The 18,433-nt window shown below is 31.5% G+C and carries 20 protein-coding genes and 1 pseudogene; 16 read left to right on the top strand and 5 right to left on the bottom strand.

What is annotated here, in order from left to right:
• Positions 1–609: 609 nt before the first annotated feature.
• The 3 genes from EKM05_RS14730 to EKM05_RS04525 all read left to right on the top strand — a co-directional run bounded on the left by EKM05_RS14730 (position 610) and on the right by EKM05_RS04525 (position 1,801).
• On the top strand, positions 610–738 hold the full coding sequence (locus EKM05_RS14730; protein ID WP_255416483.1) for a hypothetical protein: 129 nt from the start codon (positions 610–612) through the stop codon (positions 736–738).
• A 230-nt stretch (positions 739–968) separates the two neighbouring features.
• Positions 969–1,211: an IS3 family transposase gene (locus EKM05_RS04530; RefSeq protein ID WP_158615133.1), complete on the top strand. Its 243-nt coding sequence runs from the start codon at positions 969–971 to the stop codon at positions 1,209–1,211.
• 113 nt (positions 1,212–1,324) lie between these two features.
• Positions 1,325–1,801 (top strand): DDE-type integrase/transposase/recombinase, encoded by a 477-nt coding sequence (locus EKM05_RS04525; RefSeq protein ID WP_126553772.1) that lies wholly within the window; start codon positions 1,325–1,327, stop codon positions 1,799–1,801.
• 182 nt (positions 1,802–1,983) lie between these two features.
• On the opposite strand, the gene EKM05_RS04520 is transcribed toward EKM05_RS04525, so the two are convergent.
• The 3 genes and pseudogenes from EKM05_RS04520 to EKM05_RS04510 all read right to left on the bottom strand — a co-directional run bounded on the left by EKM05_RS04520 (position 1,984) and on the right by EKM05_RS04510 (position 3,285).
• Complete coding sequence (locus EKM05_RS04520; protein WP_126553770.1) at positions 1,984–2,217, bottom strand: helix-turn-helix transcriptional regulator; 234 nt, start codon at positions 2,215–2,217, stop codon at positions 1,984–1,986.
• A gap of 55 nt (positions 2,218–2,272) precedes the next feature.
• Positions 2,273–2,718: pseudogene (tnpA, locus tag EKM05_RS04515) on the bottom strand (IS200/IS605 family transposase).
• A gap of 228 nt (positions 2,719–2,946) precedes the next feature.
• Positions 2,947–3,285, bottom strand: coding sequence for a helix-turn-helix transcriptional regulator (locus EKM05_RS04510; protein WP_126553768.1), 339 nt, complete (start codon positions 3,283–3,285; stop codon positions 2,947–2,949).
• 846 nt (positions 3,286–4,131) lie between these two features.
• On the opposite strand from EKM05_RS04510, the gene EKM05_RS04505 reads away from it, so the two are divergent.
• Positions 4,132–4,383: a hypothetical protein gene (locus EKM05_RS04505; RefSeq protein WP_126553766.1), complete on the top strand. Its 252-nt coding sequence runs from the start codon at positions 4,132–4,134 to the stop codon at positions 4,381–4,383.
• An 803-nt stretch (positions 4,384–5,186) separates the two neighbouring features.
• Positions 5,187–5,648 (top strand): UpxY family transcription antiterminator, encoded by a 462-nt coding sequence (locus tag EKM05_RS04500; protein WP_126553764.1) that lies wholly within the window; start codon positions 5,187–5,189, stop codon positions 5,646–5,648.
• A gap of 228 nt (positions 5,649–5,876) precedes the next feature.
• Here the strand turns inward: EKM05_RS04500 and EKM05_RS04495 are convergent, their stop codons facing one another.
• Positions 5,877–6,290 carry a hypothetical protein gene (locus tag EKM05_RS04495; RefSeq protein WP_126553762.1) on the bottom strand — a complete coding sequence of 138 codons (414 nt, stop codon included), beginning with the start codon at positions 6,288–6,290 and terminating at the stop codon, positions 5,877–5,879.
• A 798-nt stretch (positions 6,291–7,088) separates the two neighbouring features.
• Here EKM05_RS04495 and EKM05_RS04490 point away from each other — a divergent pair.
• The 6 genes from EKM05_RS04490 (at position 7,089) to EKM05_RS04465 (ending at position 11,973) form a co-directional block, all read left to right on the top strand.
• The gene (locus EKM05_RS04490) at positions 7,089–7,337 is read left to right on the top strand and encodes an RteC domain-containing protein (protein ID WP_158615131.1); all 249 of its coding nucleotides are present in this window, start codon (positions 7,089–7,091) and stop codon (positions 7,335–7,337) included.
• 265 nt (positions 7,338–7,602) lie between these two features.
• The gene (locus EKM05_RS04485) at positions 7,603–8,700 is read left to right on the top strand and encodes a Fic family protein (RefSeq protein WP_126553758.1); all 1,098 of its coding nucleotides are present in this window, start codon (positions 7,603–7,605) and stop codon (positions 8,698–8,700) included.
• Between the two features lie 331 nt (positions 8,701–9,031).
• A complete protein-coding gene (locus EKM05_RS04480; protein ID WP_126553756.1) occupies positions 9,032–9,280 on the top strand; it encodes a hypothetical protein in 249 nt (82 codons plus the stop codon).
• A 282-nt stretch (positions 9,281–9,562) separates the two neighbouring features.
• Positions 9,563–10,084, top strand: coding sequence for a hypothetical protein (locus tag EKM05_RS04475; protein ID WP_126553754.1), 522 nt, complete (start codon positions 9,563–9,565; stop codon positions 10,082–10,084).
• Positions 10,077–10,766, top strand: a complete 690-nt coding sequence (locus EKM05_RS04470; protein WP_126553752.1) for a nucleotidyl transferase AbiEii/AbiGii toxin family protein — start codon at positions 10,077–10,079, stop codon at positions 10,764–10,766. Before EKM05_RS04475 ends, EKM05_RS04470 begins: the two co-directional genes overlap by 8 nt.
• Positions 10,767–11,127: 361 nt before the next feature.
• A complete protein-coding gene (locus EKM05_RS04465; protein WP_126553750.1) occupies positions 11,128–11,973 on the top strand; it encodes an RteC domain-containing protein in 846 nt (281 codons plus the stop codon).
• Between the two features lie 102 nt (positions 11,974–12,075).
• Here EKM05_RS04465 and EKM05_RS04460 read toward each other — a convergent pair whose 3' ends face one another.
• Positions 12,076–12,318, bottom strand: coding sequence for a hypothetical protein (locus EKM05_RS04460; RefSeq protein WP_126553748.1), 243 nt, complete (start codon positions 12,316–12,318; stop codon positions 12,076–12,078).
• Positions 12,319–12,739: 421 nt separating this feature from the next.
• Between EKM05_RS04460 and EKM05_RS04455 the strand changes: the two genes are divergently transcribed.
• From EKM05_RS04455 to EKM05_RS04435, 5 genes are all read left to right on the top strand, one after another.
• The gene (locus tag EKM05_RS04455; RefSeq protein ID WP_126553746.1) at positions 12,740–14,380 is read left to right on the top strand and encodes an AraC family transcriptional regulator; all 1,641 of its coding nucleotides are present in this window, start codon (positions 12,740–12,742) and stop codon (positions 14,378–14,380) included.
• A 450-nt stretch (positions 14,381–14,830) separates the two neighbouring features.
• Positions 14,831–15,166 carry a helix-turn-helix domain-containing protein gene (locus tag EKM05_RS04450; protein ID WP_197037196.1) on the top strand — a complete coding sequence of 112 codons (336 nt, stop codon included), beginning with the start codon at positions 14,831–14,833 and terminating at the stop codon, positions 15,164–15,166.
• Between the two features lie 60 nt (positions 15,167–15,226).
• A complete protein-coding gene (locus tag EKM05_RS04445; RefSeq protein ID WP_126553744.1) occupies positions 15,227–16,165 on the top strand; it encodes a transcriptional regulator in 939 nt (312 codons plus the stop codon).
• A complete protein-coding gene (locus EKM05_RS04440; RefSeq protein ID WP_126553742.1) occupies positions 16,149–16,808 on the top strand; it encodes an ATPase in 660 nt (219 codons plus the stop codon). The genes EKM05_RS04445 and EKM05_RS04440 overlap by 17 nt, the downstream gene beginning before the upstream one ends.
• Positions 16,809–16,960: 152 nt before the next feature.
• Positions 16,961–17,632, top strand: a complete 672-nt coding sequence (locus EKM05_RS04435) for a hypothetical protein (protein ID WP_126553740.1) — start codon at positions 16,961–16,963, stop codon at positions 17,630–17,632.
• Positions 17,633–18,433: the final 801 nt, after the last annotated feature.

Here is an 18,433-nt window from a genome sequence, read left to right as displayed (position 1 = left end):
GAAAGATGCCAGCACCTAACTGCTTTGAGCTAGCTGAAATTTAGTGGAATTACCGTTTCGCATCAAGTTTTAGTTAAACGGAAAATTGAGCGGTTACGAACTTCCAGCAAACTCAAGGCGGTATAACGTTAGCAACAACCTTAAAAAAAACCGAAAATTATTAATATTTATTTGATGAAAAAATGTTCTCGATGCAATAGCCAAAAAACGATTATTTATTCTACACATAAATTTCATAATATCTTGCAATGTGTAGATTGCAATAATTTAATTCTTACAACTCTTGGCGAATGTTGTAATGATCCTTTTTTTAATGTTACTATTGATAATAGAAATCCTGAAAGGTTGAGGCTTCATAGACAATGTCAAAATTGTGGAGGTTGCGTGGATAGAAATAAACCGTTAAGTCAAAACAATATTCAAAAGAAATTAGATTTAAATTTAGTTATCCGAACTATAATAATTGGGCAAATGAACGTAAAGAAAATTCAACGCAATTGTGGGAGTTTGTAAAGCCATTAAATTATAGCACTTCAAGATTTGCAAAATATTGGACTTGCTAACTTTACCTGTATAAAAAGTTAAGAATAAAAACCTTAATTTTAATTTATGAAACAAGTACGTAAAATTTACGACCGTGCTTTTAAAGAGAAAACCGTCCAATTGAGTTATGAGAGGCCTAACATTTCAGAATTAGCTAGAGAATTAAGAGTTACAGCTCCACAATTGAATAAATAGAGAAAAGAGTATGATTAGTATGAAGAGTTTGGACAAGGAAGTTTTCCAGGTAACGGCAATTGTAAAAGAAAACGCCAGAACAGGAACGAATAGCAGAGCTTATAAGTAGGTTCAAAAGACGCAGAACTAGAACACGATATATTAAAAAAAGCGATAAACATCTTTTCCAAAAACGGTCGATGATTTATACTTTAATCAGAAACAATGAAAAGATATTTCCGATTGAAAAGATGTGCAAAGTATTACAAGCAGGACAAAGACGTTATTATCATTGGAAAAGTCAGTCCGTTTCAGAGCGAAAACAAAGAGTCTTACTTGTGAAAGAAAAGATAACTTCCATTTATTTTGATTCAAAACAGCGATATGGAAGTCCACGAATGAAGGCAGAGTTGATTTCTCTGGGTAATAAAATATCAAGAGTTACGGTTGCTAAATATAGGAATCAACTGGGTTTAAGAAGTAAATTAAGCTAGAAATTCAAGGTTACAACAAATTCTAAGCATAAGTATTTAATTGTTCCCAATGTTTTTAATAGAGAATTTTCAGTTACAAAACCGTCAAAAGTTTGGGTATCGGACTTACTTAAATTATAGTAAAAGAAGGATTTATATATTCAACAACCGTTTTAGACCTTTATGACAGAAAAATTATCGGATGGAGTCTAAGTAATGGAATGAATGTAGGGGAAACTTCGTTGGCAGCTTGGAAAATGGCTGTTAAAAACCGAAGTATTGAAAAAGGATTACTATTTCATTCTGACCGTGGAGTTCAATATGCTAGTAAAAAGTTCACCAATGTGATTGAATCTTATAAAATGATTACAAGAAGCATGAGCCAAAAAGGGAATTATTCTGGTAATGCAGTAGCTGAGAGCTTTTTTAAGACTTTGAAAACAGAACAAATTCATAGAAATAAACTCCTATCAAAAGAACAGATGAAACGAGCTATATTTGAAATTATTGAAATTTGCTATAACACGAAAAGAAGGCTTTCCGCTTTAGATTACAAACCATTGAAGAATTCTGGATACAGAAAAATAATTTTAAAAATGTTGCTTAACTAATACTGCGGGTTTTATTTGCGCATCCAAATACTACTAAATGAATTAATACTAAATGAAAGAATAGTTTAAACTAGACCCAAAATTCGAATTGATTTCTTTTTAAGATCAAGAAATTATATTTAAAAATAAAATCCTAAATTTGACTCAAAATTAAATCAACTCACATCAACAACGTTGTGGAACTAGGTACCTACATTAATACAAGTCGAATTATTTCCAAATTCAGTATCATCAAAAAATTCATAAGCACAAACATTAAAAATAACTGCTAATTTAAAAATTTTAGACAATTTCATATCAACTGTTCCATTTTCAATAGCCAAATAATCAGAAATACTTACTTCCAATTCCGAAGCTGCAAAGTCAACAGTCACATTCTTGAACAACCTTATTTCTTTTATTTTTTTATAAATCATATTTTTTTTATTGAAAATAATGAATAACCCTGAGGCAGAGCCTAAAGGTATCGTGTTATTCAAAAGTTAACCGTAGCTGGTTTTTGTTAAATGATTTGTAAACAGTCTTTTCTTCTCCTTGATTTTGAATGTATTTCTGAATTACATTCTCATTTCCATATTGACCAACTGTATTTATATAATATCCACTCGTCCAAAAATTACCACCCCATAATTTACTTTTAACGTCTTGACGCAATCGGAAAATTTCTTTTGCAGTTATACTTTTTACTGTTATAACAATGATTTCAACAGAAATTTTTGGTAGACTTTGTATCAAAAAATGAACGTGATTTTCATCTGCCCCAATTTCAATAAAATGAATTTCAAACCGTTCTGCAATGTTTTTACAAACTTATTTCTACTTCTTCAGACAAAACATTTCTTCGATACTTTATCTGGTAAACTAAAATGATAAAGTAACAAACTTTTATTATGCCGTTTGAAAACAGATACACTCATCAAACAAATATACTACTCTTTAACTAGTGACTCCGAGGCATAGCCTCGAAGAATTCTTTTGATTAAATTTCAAAAAGATAATTGTATTGCTAATTTAAGATAAATAAATGAAAAACAAAGTTGTTTTCTAAAAAAAGGTTCTTCTTCTAAAAATACAATTCCACTATTTTAGGCGAGGAACATAAATTAAAAAAAAAGTATTATAAATCTAACCTCGTGTTTTTAAATTCACCTGTTTTTATTTATCGGTAATTGGTTCACATTTTCTAAATTAACTACCTGTTCTTTATCAAAAAAAGTTTTTGCTTCAGGACTTGCTTGATGTACGGAGGTCTCATTTACATTATTCTTGAAAAGAGTTGAAACATCAAAAAACAATAAGTCAGTAATTGAAACTCCCAAAACAGCAGCAATCTTATAAAGTTTAGAAATAGTCAAATCAATTTCACCGCGTTCTATTTTACCATAACCACTAGTACTCATTTGCAGTTCTCCGGCTACATAATCTCGAGTTAGATCATTCATCTCTCGAATTTTTCGTATATTATAATAAGTCTTTTTATTCATGATTTGAGGAAGTTGTGAATTAAACTTGTATTAATATATCTATTAAACATTTGTTAAAAAAACGAAAATCTGTTTAATAATACTTAAATCTTAAACGTTATTACAATAATACTCTTTTTTACAACCGATATTATGTTCACCTTAGTACTATTATGTCCTAAATAAGGACAATTCTAATTTACATAATTAATTTTTTTAACATAAAATACCAAATACGTTAAATAAACATTATAAAAAACCAATAAAAGTGTTTTAACTGTTAAAAACTAGAATAATATTAAAATAACATGAAATACCTTATTGTTTTACATTTTAAAAAAAAAAATTAAAAGACAAATATGCTATTGAATTAAAGAAATAAAACAAAGAAAATACTGATATTTTAAATTTAAAACAACATTTCTTATTTATCTACAATTTATTGGCAACATAATGGTTTGGATATAATTTCTTTGGATATGTTTAATATTTTAGAAGGTTTTTATAGTCATTGAAAGTCTAAATGCAATAGTAATTAAAGTACCTTCTAAATACTACATTGTTAACAATTGGACATGCTTCATAAAGAACTAAAAATAATACTTTTTAAAATTACTACAAAAAAATCATCAGAATCAAAATGTCCGAAATTAGGAGAAAATCGCCATGTTATTCCTTCTTATGTTTTACATTATATATACATTTGAACTTAAACAATCAATAATGTTAATAATGCAAAATATGTTCAAGTAGTACTTTTTTTCTATAATGGAAATAAAAAAATAAAAGTTCGAAATAAAGAAAAACCCCTTAACAATTATTATTTAGAATTCAAAGAAGTAACTACTAACTATAAATTCAATTAAAATGAAGATTTTAAAATATATTATAAATGAAAAAAAAATACCCATTATTTTTAGTTCAAAAATATTGCACAATGAAGTACTACAGCAAGGGGAATCGGCTGGATTCTTAATTTTACGTTTGGACAAAAAGGAGCAGCAGTTTTCAGTAAAATGTTATGGAGAAAGTTCAACTTTAAACATAGCCAAAGCAGCAGAAGACGAAAGTTTAATTGAAGATTATTTAAACAACGAATTTGTAACATTTTCAAAATAAAATTCAGTCTTTCCTATATAAACTTCGAAAAGCAGAACCAGAACAATAATATTATCCCAATTCAGATCTTCATATTACGACATTATCAATAATAGCTTGTTAACCAGATTTAAAATTGGCAACCAAAAATACTGGAATATGTTAAAATCATTGAACAAAGTCTGATTGACACCACTATTTTTATAATTAATTTCAAAGGAATTACCACCTCTCCTGCAGCTATTATAAATCAGGATTTTTTACCAATAACGATTCATTAAATAATTCGAGGATTAATTTTTCTATTTCGGGACTACAAGAAAGCAACGGCAAGCACTATTCAATTGCAACAGCCGATACGACTTTGATTTTGAAAGTTTCAAAATAAAACACATGGATTTAGTAAGCAATGATTGGTATCAAAAACAAAAAATGTACAACTGTAGACGAGTTTGATCTTAGATAATAAAGACTCCAAAACTAAAAGAACTAAAAGAACTAGAAGAAAGAACATCTTCCTTTCTGCATTTACTGGTTTCATTGATTCATACCAAGAAAATACACTTCCTAACATTAAAAAAAAGACAAATCCCTACCAAATAAATTACGATTAATTCTTTAAATCCATTATTTAAAAAATTGTTTTAAATTTAAAGAAATAGCTTACCTAGTTTTATCTATTTTTAAAAGTACTAAAAAGAGTACCTCAACACCTAACATATAAGTATAAATTATAGAATCTAACTGTATTTTTAAAATTGCAATTAGAATTTAGTTAGTAATATCAAACGAATTATACTTCCACTAAAATAGAAGAAAGCAATATGAACTGGTATGTAGTATACACGAAACCCAAAGGGGAAAAAAAAGTAGCAGAACAATTAAATCGGTTTGGTATAAATTGTTACTGTCCTTTAATTATAAAAGAGCAACAATGGTCCGATAGAAAAAAGAAGATACAAGTACCTCTTTTTAATCATTATGTTTTTGTACAATTAGCAGAAAAAGACCGGAATTTGGTATTCGCCTCACCTGGCGTGATTCGATATTTATTTTGGTTGGGAAAGCATGCCATTGTAAAAGACACTGAAATCAAAACCATAAAAGAATGGCTGAAAGATGAAACAGCTGAAATATCAATAACGTCATATCAGGTTGGAGAAACAATACAAGTAGATTCCGGACCCTTTTTGAATCAAAATGCAGTTGTAAAAGAAATTACAAATACGCATTATTTTTTGATTTTAGAATCATTAGGATGCACACTTAAAATTCGAATTAAATAAAAGATTTGAATTTATAATCTAAAATGAGATGTTTTAGTGCTTAATTCCTAATTAAGCATTTTGAATTGGACTCAAAATCGATTATAAGTTGTCATTTTTACTTCTATTTTTTTAATATGATTCCTTTTTTTTAAATAATATTGTGATTATTAACAGTACGACTAGGCTGCACTCATTTTCTAGACAGAAATCTCAACGATTTAAGATAGGTTTTTATTCCTATTTAAATTAGTCTTGAAAATTTGTCCGATTTTTGTACTCAGCATAGACTAAATGGTATTGATTTACTGAATTTTCAGCTTCCATACTTAATTTAATAGGAACATCAATTATTATAAAATCATTTTTTTTAATTAGAATGAACTTATATTCAAATGATTTAAAAAAAAAGCTAATCAGTAAAAGTATCAAGCTTGAAAACAAAAAAATTAGATGTTGATGACTAGACAAAGAATTATTTTTAATAAAAAACATTAAAAGAACAGACACAAAAAAAACAAGATAATTTAAAAGATATTTTTGTCTTTTAATAAATCTAATTTTTAAAATATCCTGAAATTCTATTTTTTGTTTTTTATTATGAATAAATAAAGTAATTTCATTGCTATCTAATGCCCCAAAGTTATTCCTATACCTTTTCAAATCTATTTTTTATTAGTTCTACATTTCATAAATCCTTTTATATCCTTTCGGATTAAGTAACCCTTTTTTAAATTTTAATTTAATTCCTGACTGAAGGAATCTAATACTGTCTTTTTATATTAATCAATGTTTTAATTAAAAAGAATTTGTAGTTTTTTAAATTGAAAAAATGTAAAATAAAATAAAAATTGACTCATTGCTAAATAAAAAAAGTATTTATATATCCTTATTTATTTTAATTTTTCCTTTTACAGGACTTTTAGAGAAATTAGTTTTTGATTCAAGATTATGTCTCCTTTTAATCGGTCCAAGTACGTGAAAAACAAGTCAAATTGACAACCTGATTTTAGGATAAATCAAAATAACATATAAGTATAAAATTAGAAAAGTAATTAAACGCTACTGTAATTTTAAAAGTAAGTAAGTTACTCATAAATAAGCACTTAATCTTTTAAATAAGTAAGGTAAAGACCATAAAGCATCTCATCATAACTCTTCATGATCTATCGACCTCGAATTATTCCTGATTATCCAATATACCGCAAATAAAAATATGCCGTGATTATTTTCATTAATCACCGCATTATTACGGTAAATACAAACCCTATTTACCGCATGAATATCAAAAAACAAAGTATGCAATTCGGGAATTCTACTATGCAATTCGGGAATTACACAAGTAAACATTTGCTAAAATGCATACGTCCAAATAGATTTACTGACTACAAATAAGACAATAGACAGGTCTTAAATACTTAATTAGCAGCGAATCCAATGAAAAACTACTCAAATTCAATAATGGCAGAATTAGAAAAACAATTAAAAACAACCCATTCCAATGTAGATTACCCAATACACTCTTCTCAGCAGGCTATTAAAGCTACAATAGCAAGCTTAGAACAATTGAAAGCATTTTTCAAAAAACATAGTTTTACCAGTAAATCAGAAGAAATAGAATTTTTCAAGGAAATTAAGCCGCAGTTGGCAAGTAAATTAATTTTCTATAATGAAATCTATAATATTGAGATCAGCAAGCTGGTCGGCTAATTGTGCTTGGTGTTGTAAAAGATGAAACTTCGTTATTCCAAAACTATTTTATTGAAGAATTATATTTACCCTCAATAAAAGTTAAATAATAACAAAAAACAAACCCCGATATTTAATGTCAATTACCTTTTTGTAAAGAAAGAAAAACTTAAAATCAAACGAGGGCAATATTTACTCTCAAAAACAAAACGAGAGTAAATTTTTATTATATTTACACTCGAACACAAATTAAAGGTAATAAACGCCTTCGTTTAAAAATTATAATATGAGTAAGAGAATAACACATAATCCAGAAATTGCGTACAATGATTTGCCGTTATTACCCCCACAAGCGGAAATAGAAAATACTACAATACTCAAAAAAACAATTGCAGCCAGTAGAGCTTTATCAGAGCTAAAAGGAGCAATTACAAATTTACCCAATCCAACATTATTTATAGACACAATCAATTTACAGGAAGCACAAGCTAGTTCTGCAATTGAAAATATAATCACAACACAAGACGAACTGTTCAAAGCATCGATTGCTGAGAAAAAAAATGATAATCCTGCTACAAAAGAAGTAATGCATTACAAAAATGCCTTGTGGTTTGGTGTAGAACAAGTAGAAAACCGACCTATCCTAACGACAAATCTATTTGTTGCAATAATGCAAATCATAAAAGAAAATCAATCCAGTATAAGAAATGCACCTGGAACACAATTAAAAAACCCAGCAACAAACTCTGTAGTCTATACACCACCAGAAGGAGAAAATGTAATTAGAGAAAAGCTAAAAAACCTAGAAGATTTTATTCACGCAGAAGATAATATTGACCCATTAGTAAAAATGGCAATCATTCATTACCAGTTTGAAGCAATTCACCCATTCTTTGATGGAAATGGTCGTACAGGAAGAATTATTCTATTATTATACCTCAAAATGACAGGCTTACTTGATTTACCGGCACTATATTTAAGTAATTATATCATTCAACACAAAGACAAATACTACACCAATCTCAGAAAAGTAACAGAAGAAGGAAATTGGGAAGATTGGATTATATATATGCTGGATATGGTGGAACAAACAGCCCTAAAAGGAAGGAGCCAAATAGCGGAGATTGAAAAACTGATGAATGAAATGGGAACCGAAATACAACAAAAGTTACCAAAAATATATTCAAAAGACCTTATGGAAGAGCTATTCCGATTACCATATACAAAAAGAAACCAATTAGAAAAGGCAGGATTAGGCAATCTAAAAACGGTAGGTAATTATTTAAAAGAATTGGAAAATCACGGTTTCTTGAAAAGTGAACAAGTGGGCAAAGAAAAGTTGTATCTAAATTTTAAGTTGTTAGAAGTTTTGAGAGTAAAATAATTAAAAAAGTAATCAATAAAAATATGGCTGACTTAAATCACAATCCAACGGAATATATTAGAGGAATCCAACAAATTCTTATTGGATATTCCGGGTCAAACTGAACACCCCATTCCGGTTCAAACTGGACAGGTGATTCCGGAGCAAAGTGAACACCTCATTCCGGTTCAAACTGGACAGTTTTGATGATGATTTTTAGTCCTACTTTGTGATCAAATCACATCAGTATGGCCAATAAATTAATAGGATCAATTATGATACGAGAAATCATGGGTCATATAAATTTTCTGGGGATTAGGCAAAAAGTTTTTCCATTCTAAAGAGAAAGAATTTGATATCTACGACACGCTACTTTTCTCCTGCAAAAGAACATGAATTTAAAACTATTGTCCTTAACTCTTCAATTGTAAGCACGGGTGCCAAAATGAAAACATTAAGAAATATTGATTCATTTGATAACAAAATGATAAGTAAAGTTCAAACTTTAATGAATACAAGAAATGCTTTTGCGCACTTGCCATTAACAAAATCAGCAACAATAACTGCTACCAATAAAGGAGAAACCTTGTTTGGAATTTAGAGGACGTATCAACTCAATTAGACATAATGAATTCAAGCGGTGAGATTAAGAAAAAAAATACTAAAAGAATTAATTATAGAATATCAGAATGTTTTAGCTGAAGTCAATACATACTTAGAATCATATTTTACACATAGTATTTAAATAATTAACCTCAACTCAATTTGTTATAGTCAATAGAGATATATTGCATATCGCGATATGCGATATAAAATAGTAATCTATTGTTTTATAAGTAAATATTAAGTAATATTGCATATCGCAATATGCAATATAAAGAAAATGTCCCAAATAAAAAATAATCTAAAGCCACAAGACATAGTAATCCTCCTAAAGATTATCGCTTTAGGAAACAAAGATTGGTTTCACCATACACTGGCAGAAGAATTGGGAATGAGCCAATCAGAAGTCAGCCAATCTCTCAATCGTTCCAAATATGCAGGCTTAATTGATGACGCAAGAAAAAAAGTAAACCGTATAGCATTCAATGAATTCATCATCCACGGCATAAGCTATGCGTTTCCACAACACCCTGGACCAATAGTAAGAGGTGTACTGACAGCCCATTCTGCAGAACCGTTAAATAAAATTATAAATGCCTCAGAAAAATATGTTTGGCCTTACGCTAGAGGAAACGATAGAGGTCAAGCCATCGAACCGTTATACAATACAGTAGTAGAAGCAATACTAAAAGATAACATATTATACGAATTACTGGCAATGGTCGATGCATTGAGAGTCGGTAGAGTAAGAGAAAAAGAAATAGCGAAAAAAGAACTGGAAAAAAGAATACTAAATGCATAATAAAATAATAAATCTAGCTTTAGTAGCTCAAGTAGCAAAAGGCCTGGAAGAACTGAGAGAAAAAATGGTATTCATTGGTGGAGCAGTGATTAGCTTGTACACCGATGACCCAGCTGCAGAAGAAATCAGACCGACTTCAGATATAGACATGACCATAAACTTAGCTAACTATAACGAATGGGCACAAATGCAAGAACGCTTGGCAGAACTAAAATTTTATCCAGATCCTGAAGGACATTCTATTTGTTCATACAAATATGATAAAATAGCAGTAGACATAATACCTGCAGAAGATAGTAGCATCGGAATTTCTAATATATGGTACAAGCCAGGCTTTAAATACCTACAACAAATTGATTTGCCAGAAGGAGTTAATATAAACATTTTACCTTCACCCTACTTCCTTGCCACAAAATTAGAAGCATTTAAAGACAGAGGCGCAAATGATTTCTACGGTAGTCACGATTACGAAGACATCATCTACCTATTAGACAACAGAACCTCAATTGTAGAAGAAATACTCGCTGCCGATGAAGATGTTAGAACATACATAAAACAAGAAATAAATGGCATAAAAAAGCATCCGCAAGCAAACGAAATTTTAGCCATGCACATTCATCCATTAATAAGGGAAGAAAGGTTTGGTATGTTGATGGAGAAAATTGAAAAAATTACAAAATAAAAAATATAAACCAGAAGCTTTTTACTACTGGTTTACCTTTAGAAATAAAATGATTACAACTAGTATTATAAAATATGCTATTCTGTTTTACTAGTATGGCTACTAGTTTCACAACTTATAACCTCCAATATCGTTCTAATTATAAATGCGGTGATTATTTCTATTTATCACCGCATTTTTGCGGTAAATATAAAATACAATCACCGCATTAGTACAAAAAACAAAGTATGCAATTCGGGAATTTCACTATTCAATTCGGGAATCGCACACTACTCCATTTGCAACGGTAGCGAGCATCAAATAGATTTACAGCCCAATTCAATTACCAAATAAGTCAATTTGTAAATCTTAAACCGCTTCAATGAAATTATTTTCTGAATCCTTGATGTCTCAATTAGAACATCAGTTAAAATTGATCCATCTGGAAACAGAAAATCCAATTCAATCGGCTGAATTGTCCATTAAAAGTAGCGTTACTGCCTTAGAGAGACTAAAATCCTCTTTCATAAAATACAAATCGTTGAACAAGAAAGAAGAAATAGAATTCTTCCGAGACATCAAGCCTAAGTTTGCTGCTAAACTGATTTACTATAGCGAAATCTATACTATAGAAACCAACAAGCCATTGGGTTCCCATAAAACAATAGCTAAATATTATAACTCCGAACTTCTTAAATTAAAAGTTTTCTTCAAACAAAACCAGGAATTTTATCGTTACTGTCGCACGGCTAACAACTGTCTCGATAGCAAATATTATATACGCGAAAAATACGACCTTAAATTAATGATGGACAGTGTTTATTTTCAAATAGACCATCGATTCGCGACCTCTCACGACTATAAGATGGCTCGCATAATAGCGAACGATGAAATAAAAAATTTTCTGGTGGAGCAAATGGAAAAACTAGAAAGAAAGGCAATAATCACACAATCGCCTTCTCCACTCTCTAAAAGCCTGAAATGGACTGGATCAAAAGTAGATCTGATAGAATTGATTTATGCACTGCATTCAGAAGGCGTTTTTAATAATGGAGCCACAGGGCTCAAAGAAGTCATAACCTTTTTCGAGTCTTCTTTAGAAATCGAATTGGGCCAATTCAACAGGGTTTTTTTGGAAATCCGAAACAGGAAATCCGATAGGACAAAATTTATGAATACACTCAAAAACAAACTCATAATCCGCATGGATGATGCAGATGAGAATTAAAAAAAAAGCTGCTCACACTAAAATGAGCAGCCTTCTAGCTTTGGTTGCAAAAAAATCATACTGTAATAATAACTACCATAGCAATGTGTATGATTTTTATGTCTACTTACTACTTCCAGAACCATCAATAATATGGCCAACAAGTATTTTCCAGTCAGGATCAACAGCCATTGCTGGCTCCTCTGTACTAGTGTTAGCCGATAAACTTTCTGCAGCGAGCACTGTATCCCCTTTATTGGGATAATAATAATGAATTTCATTCTTTGCGTCTGCCTTGCTTATAGTATCTCCCGATACAAAAGGTGTATCGGTGGTACAGGAATCAAGTGTAAATAGAACGCACAAACAAATTAATGTGCTAAGACCTGAATAGAATTTTTTCATCTTTGATAATGTTTTTAAATGTTACTGATTATTTTAATCAGTTCATTTCTCCCGGGATAATCTGAACAATGTTGGTGTTGGTTTTACTCATAACAAAACCGTTTGAATTCAGGACAAAACTACTAGGAGCTTTCCCCACCGGCAAGCCAACAACTGTTCAATTCGGGAATCTACTATATGCAATTCCCGAATTGAACACAGAACTTTTTTAGATAAACAACAACCATCCAGCAACTTATATTCATAAAAACAGAAAAGCCATTTGTTGAGGTAATTCTCGTATCAATTAAATTATTTTAGTTACATTTATTTTACCAAAACAGAGTCTCAAAGGCATTAATCTTATGTTTTCTAATCAGTAAGACCCCAATCTCTTAAGAATATGACAAAAAAATACTTACTTATAATATTCCTATGCCTGTATAATAATGCATCCGCACAACAAAATAGTTTTATTATTCCGGACAGCCTTTCAGCTAAAGACTATGAATATTTTAGCAAAAACATACTATATACGGAAAAGGACAGCATTAAAGAATGGCTGTATGCTCATTCATGGTTAGCTAAAGCAAAAAGGGAGAAAAACTTCGGTCAAATGGCGTGGGCTTATAAAGTTTTAATTTACAAAAACGATAAAAAGTTACGGATTATATATGCCGATAGTATGGTGACAGCAGCTAAAAGAACAGCCGACATCGAATTAATTGGAGCAGTGTACATGACTAGAGGAGCAGTGTACTATGACCGGAAAGAGCAAATGAAAGCACTTGACAACTACCTCATAGCAGATGAATACATTTCAAAGACAAGCAACAAATACCAAATTTACAAAATAAAATATGGCATTGCTCAGATCAAATATTACCTTGGATTTTACGATGAGGCAATAGCATTGTTCAAAGAATGTCTTGGCTACTTCAAGGAAGAAAATAGCAGTGCCTATCTTAATTCACTTCATTCTTTAGGGCTTTCTTACAATCGCATAGGTAAATATAAACTATGCAGCCAAATGAATCAGACGGGAATCGGTGCAGGTCTGCGCTTTAATAACCTAGAAATGCAGTCCTACTTCATCCATTCCGAAGGCGTAAACCAATATTTTAAACACAATTATCCCGACGCAATAAAAAAATTGACAAAGGCACTGCCTTCTATGAAAGTGAATAAAGACTTTACAAACGAAACGACGGCCTATTTTTACATCGGTAAAAGCTACTGGGCGCTAAAATTGCAGGAAAAGGCAGTACCCTACTTAAAAAAGATAGATGAAGCTTTCCAAAAACAAAAGTACATACGTCCTGATTTACGGGAAGCCTATGAAATATTAATTGATTATTATCAGCAACAAAACGACAAAGAATTAGAGTTATATTATGTCACAGCCCTTTCAAAAGTAGACCAAGTGCTAATTAAGGATTACAAATACCTTTCAGGGAAAATACACAAAGAATACGACACAAAAAATTTAATTCAAACTCAAAGAAACATTGAACACTACTGGACCATTATAATTACCATAATGACAGTAATCATAGCGGTATTAGTGTACAGACACTATAAAAATAAAAGATTGTTTGAAGAATTGATGAATCGCAAACCCGAAACGACCCGATCATTAGTTTCAAACAATACCAGTAAAGAAACCGAACTCGATATCAATCCCGAGGTGATTGCCGCCATTCTTAAAAATCTCGAAAAATTTGAACGCAATAAAAAGTATCTCGAAAAAGACATGACTTTGGCAAAAATGGCTTTATTATTAAACACCAATACGAAATACGTATCAAAAATTATTGCACGTTACCGCGACAAAGGAACCGTTGAATATATCACCTATTTAAAGATTGAACATATTATAAAACTACTCATAAACGAAAACAAATACCGCAATTACAAAAATAAGTCATTAAGTGACGAAGCTGGTTTTGGTTCCACACAAATCTTTACACGAGCGTTCAAAAATCAAACAGGCCTATCTCCTACCTACTTCATCAGTAAATTAAGAAGTCAACAACATTCATAAATAATAACAAGACATCCAAAATCGACTATGCAAGACCAGTAATATCAAAAACAAACATGAATTTACAACCTCCTCACCCCGCCCTTAAATAAAAAGCATAGCAAAACAACGAGGAAGTGAAGTGGCAGCAGTCCGCGAGTTGAGGACGAAGGACGAACGGCTCGGGCTGCGGAACGGAACTTCGAGGTAGTTTTCAAGCTTTTGATTTTCAGGCTTGATCTTTTGTTTCTTTTGCATCAAGGCAAAAGAAAAGATTTCTTCAAACAAAAAATCAGTACTTACATAAACGTACTTCTTATATCCGCTCTTATATTTTTATTAAAAAAAGTCAATAACCACAGCCCCTTCAAAATAAAAACCCATTTTTTCTTTCACAACTTGTGAACCACTTGTGATATAAAAACAACCAATTACAACAATTTTGCACCATAACAATATAAACCGAAAGTTATGGCACTTGAAAGCAACAGCTCCACCAACGCTACTAAAAACAGAATGTACCGCGAGCAATTAATTACAATGGAAGACTTAAACGAATTTCGCAGTCTTCTTCTCAATGATTTAAAAGGAATCATACAATCCAAACCACTCCAGCAGAAACAATGGCTCAAATCCAACGAGGTCCGGAAACTGCTAAATATTTCACCCGGTACTTTACAAAACCTTCGCATTAACGGAACATTGACCTACACCAAAATCGGTGGAATTATGTATTACGACCAAACTGATATAGAAAAACTTTTAAACGGAAATAAAGTAAATGCCCTCCCTACCCTTTTCAAGTAAATTAGTTTTTAGGAACGAAGCAATCTAATCATTATTCACTTTTTACCACTCACTATTAAAATGAATTACATCAAACACCTCACCGGATTTTTCAATAAAATCAATTATGAATCCACCCTAAATCCAACGCACATTTCTCTCTATTTGGCACTTTTCCAATGTTGGAACGTAAACCGATTCAAGAATCCAACAGGCATTTCTCGGGAAGAAATCATGAAAGCCAGCAAGATCAATTCAAAAGCAACGTATCATAAATGCATGAGAGAATTAGAACTTTTAGGGTTTATGATATACAATCCAACATTCAATCCACACTCTTGCTCCAACATCATTATGACCAATTTTTCTGAAAAAGAAAAAACAATTTCAAAAATACCACACTCAACCCATTCAAAAAATGAACCCGTTCACAATTTGACCGAATCAAAAAATGAACATGTCATTGAACAGGTAAATGAACAGCTCTATATATATAATAAAAAACAAACAGTTAAAAACAATTTAAACAATACAAAAATAGATATAGAAAAAAATTTAATAAATCAACCAGTTCAAAATTTAAATCCTATAATAAATCCAAAAGAGAAAGAAATAAAAACGGAGACCGGGCAGCAAATACTTCCAGTATTCGCTGCTACCAATAAAAAACAAACTGAAAGCGGGCAGCAAAAAGAAAAAAGTTGCACCAAAAAAGAAAAAGCTGTTGAACTCGATTTATTTTTTGAAAACACAGTGCCATCACTCGAAATGATACTGGAATACTTCTCTTTCAAGGAAAGCTCCCAAATAGAAGCCAATAAGTTTTTCAATTACTACTCCAGCATCGGTTGGCTCATAGGCGGAAAAACAAAAATGAAAGATTGGAAAGCTGCAGCAAGAAACTGGATGCTCAACACAGCTAAGTTTGCGACACATACTTCAAAATCCGATTACAACGCCCAACCAAAACCGATGCACCTGCACACGGCAACCCAAAAAAACTATGACGAACCATTGTAAATCAGTCCATGAAACCTTCTTGGTCTACAAAGGTTTCAAAGTGTATAATTTCCAGAAATGCTTGGAATATTTAGAAAACCAAGGAAAAACAACCTATGGAAGTTCGTTTCAAATCAGCGAAATGGATCACCCCACCATCTACAAATTGTTGATTTATATGATAAAAGATGAGAAAGCTACCATAAACCAAAATATAGACTTATCAAAAGGCATTTTAGTATCAGGTTCAATAGGTTGCGGAAAAACATCTTTAATGAACTTAGTACGTCCATTTGCCTATCATGCGTCTGAGTACAAAATCAAAACATGCAGGGAAGTCTCGTTTGAATTTGCCAAAAATGGCTTTGAGGCCATCAACTGCTACACGCTAAAGCAAACCAATCAATCGAAACTAACCGGTTATTGCTTTGACGATTTGGGTGCCGAACAGCAAATAAAGCACTTCGGAAATGATTGCAACGTCATGGCTGAGGTACTCATCAGCCGGTACGAACAGTTTGTCGAAAACAAATCCATCACGCACATCACCACCAACCTTTCTGCCTCCGAAATCGAAAACAACTACGGCAACCGCCTCCGTTCTAGGATGCGTCAAATGTTCAATTTAATAACATTTGATAGTAGAACGAAAGACAAACGATAAAGTCATTGCGAGGAGTTGCGAGACACGAAGCAAAGCAACCTCATCACGAGCGTGTCATCTCGAGCGTGTCATCTCGAGCGCAGTCGAGAGACGAGAGACGATAGGCAAAACTCACCATTCACCATTCACTATTCACCAATCACTACAAAAAAATGAAAAAAATCAACACCTTCTGGAACTGGTTCCAAGACAACAATCAAACCATCAAAAACCTCATCAACGAAACCCCTAAAAACCAAAAACACATAAGCTTTTGGATAAACAAAAACCTCAGCTACTATTGCAAAGAAGTTGACTTTATGATTGTATATCCGAAAACCGCCAACGGAAAATGCGAGCTAATTTTAACCGCCAACGGCAACCCAGAATACTTTAATCACGTAATTGATTTAGTCGACAATGCACCGCAATTGAAAAACTGGAAATTCACCGCTTTCATCCAACCAATCGAAAGAATTGACAAACTCATGAAGGGTCTCGATGAACCTTACATCTTCCATGAGATTTCATTAAAAGCCAGCGAACTCACATTTTTACCTGTTGAGTATCATGAATTATCACATAAGTTAGACATTGTAGTTTTTTTAAAAAGTTACAATTTGTATTGTGATACAAAGACGTTACAACAAGCAATTTTCATCATCATACAAGACATAGTAGGAGAAAAATCCCTATACCAAAACATCAATTTTGTACAGTTGGCACAAGTACCGGATAACAAGGACGGATTGATTAAATTGTACGATTTTCAATTGTTTCTGGACAATCTAAACGGCGTGGAATTAAATAATTATTTTCTCAAAATGTGGGAAACCGTAAAGTAAAACAAAACCTAAAGATTATTTTTGATTTGTAATGACACTATTTGGGTATCGTTTGCATAATAAAACAAATTAATCTGTATGTTTTTTGTGTAGGTTATTACTTTTAATATTTTTAGATTTACATACCGCATTCTGATACAAAATGATTTTGATAGAACAAAGAACATAATGCTGTGATACGCATTGCCAAAGCCTTGTGGTTCAAAAATCATAATAATTCTAAGAACAATATCATTTCCTAAAAAAATAAATTCAGAATTAATAAAAAGCATAAAAAATAATAGGGCTGAATTTTTTAAACCTATTCCAACTGACATAAAATATTTGACACGATAAAGAAACCAGGGAATAATATTTTGCTTTTGAAGCATTTAGCACTATTTAAAAATGAAATTATAAAGTAAAAAACAGCTACTAACAGCTAGAGTTCGATGCGTGCGCAGCACGAACAATGAAACCTGGGTTAAAAAGAACCGGATACAGGTCCGTCAACACCCGTTCGCGAATTGCGTTCCGTGCCCATTCCAATTAGCAAATGAAGAATTACTCCAAATCCCTCGACCGCCAGTGGAAAATGAAATGTTGCACAAAAAAATAAACTCCACTAAATAAAAAACAGCATTCAGTCTGACCAAAATTCAAACAATAATAAAATACAGACTAATCAGGAAAAACTTTCCCCATCCTTCATCAAAAAAATTAAGGAAATTACCTTCACCTAATTATAATAGTGTACTAAAAGTTGTATATATTTGGCTTGATAGATATTCCGACGAAAGTGGCGTAATGCTTTTAAATTTC

This window comes from Flavobacterium sp. GSP27 (assembly GCF_003970395.1).
Taxonomy (GTDB): Bacteria; Bacteroidota; Bacteroidia; order Flavobacteriales; family Flavobacteriaceae; genus Flavobacterium.
The sequence above is the reverse complement of the archived record's forward strand: the minus strand, read 5'-3'. Positions and strand labels throughout refer to the sequence as shown.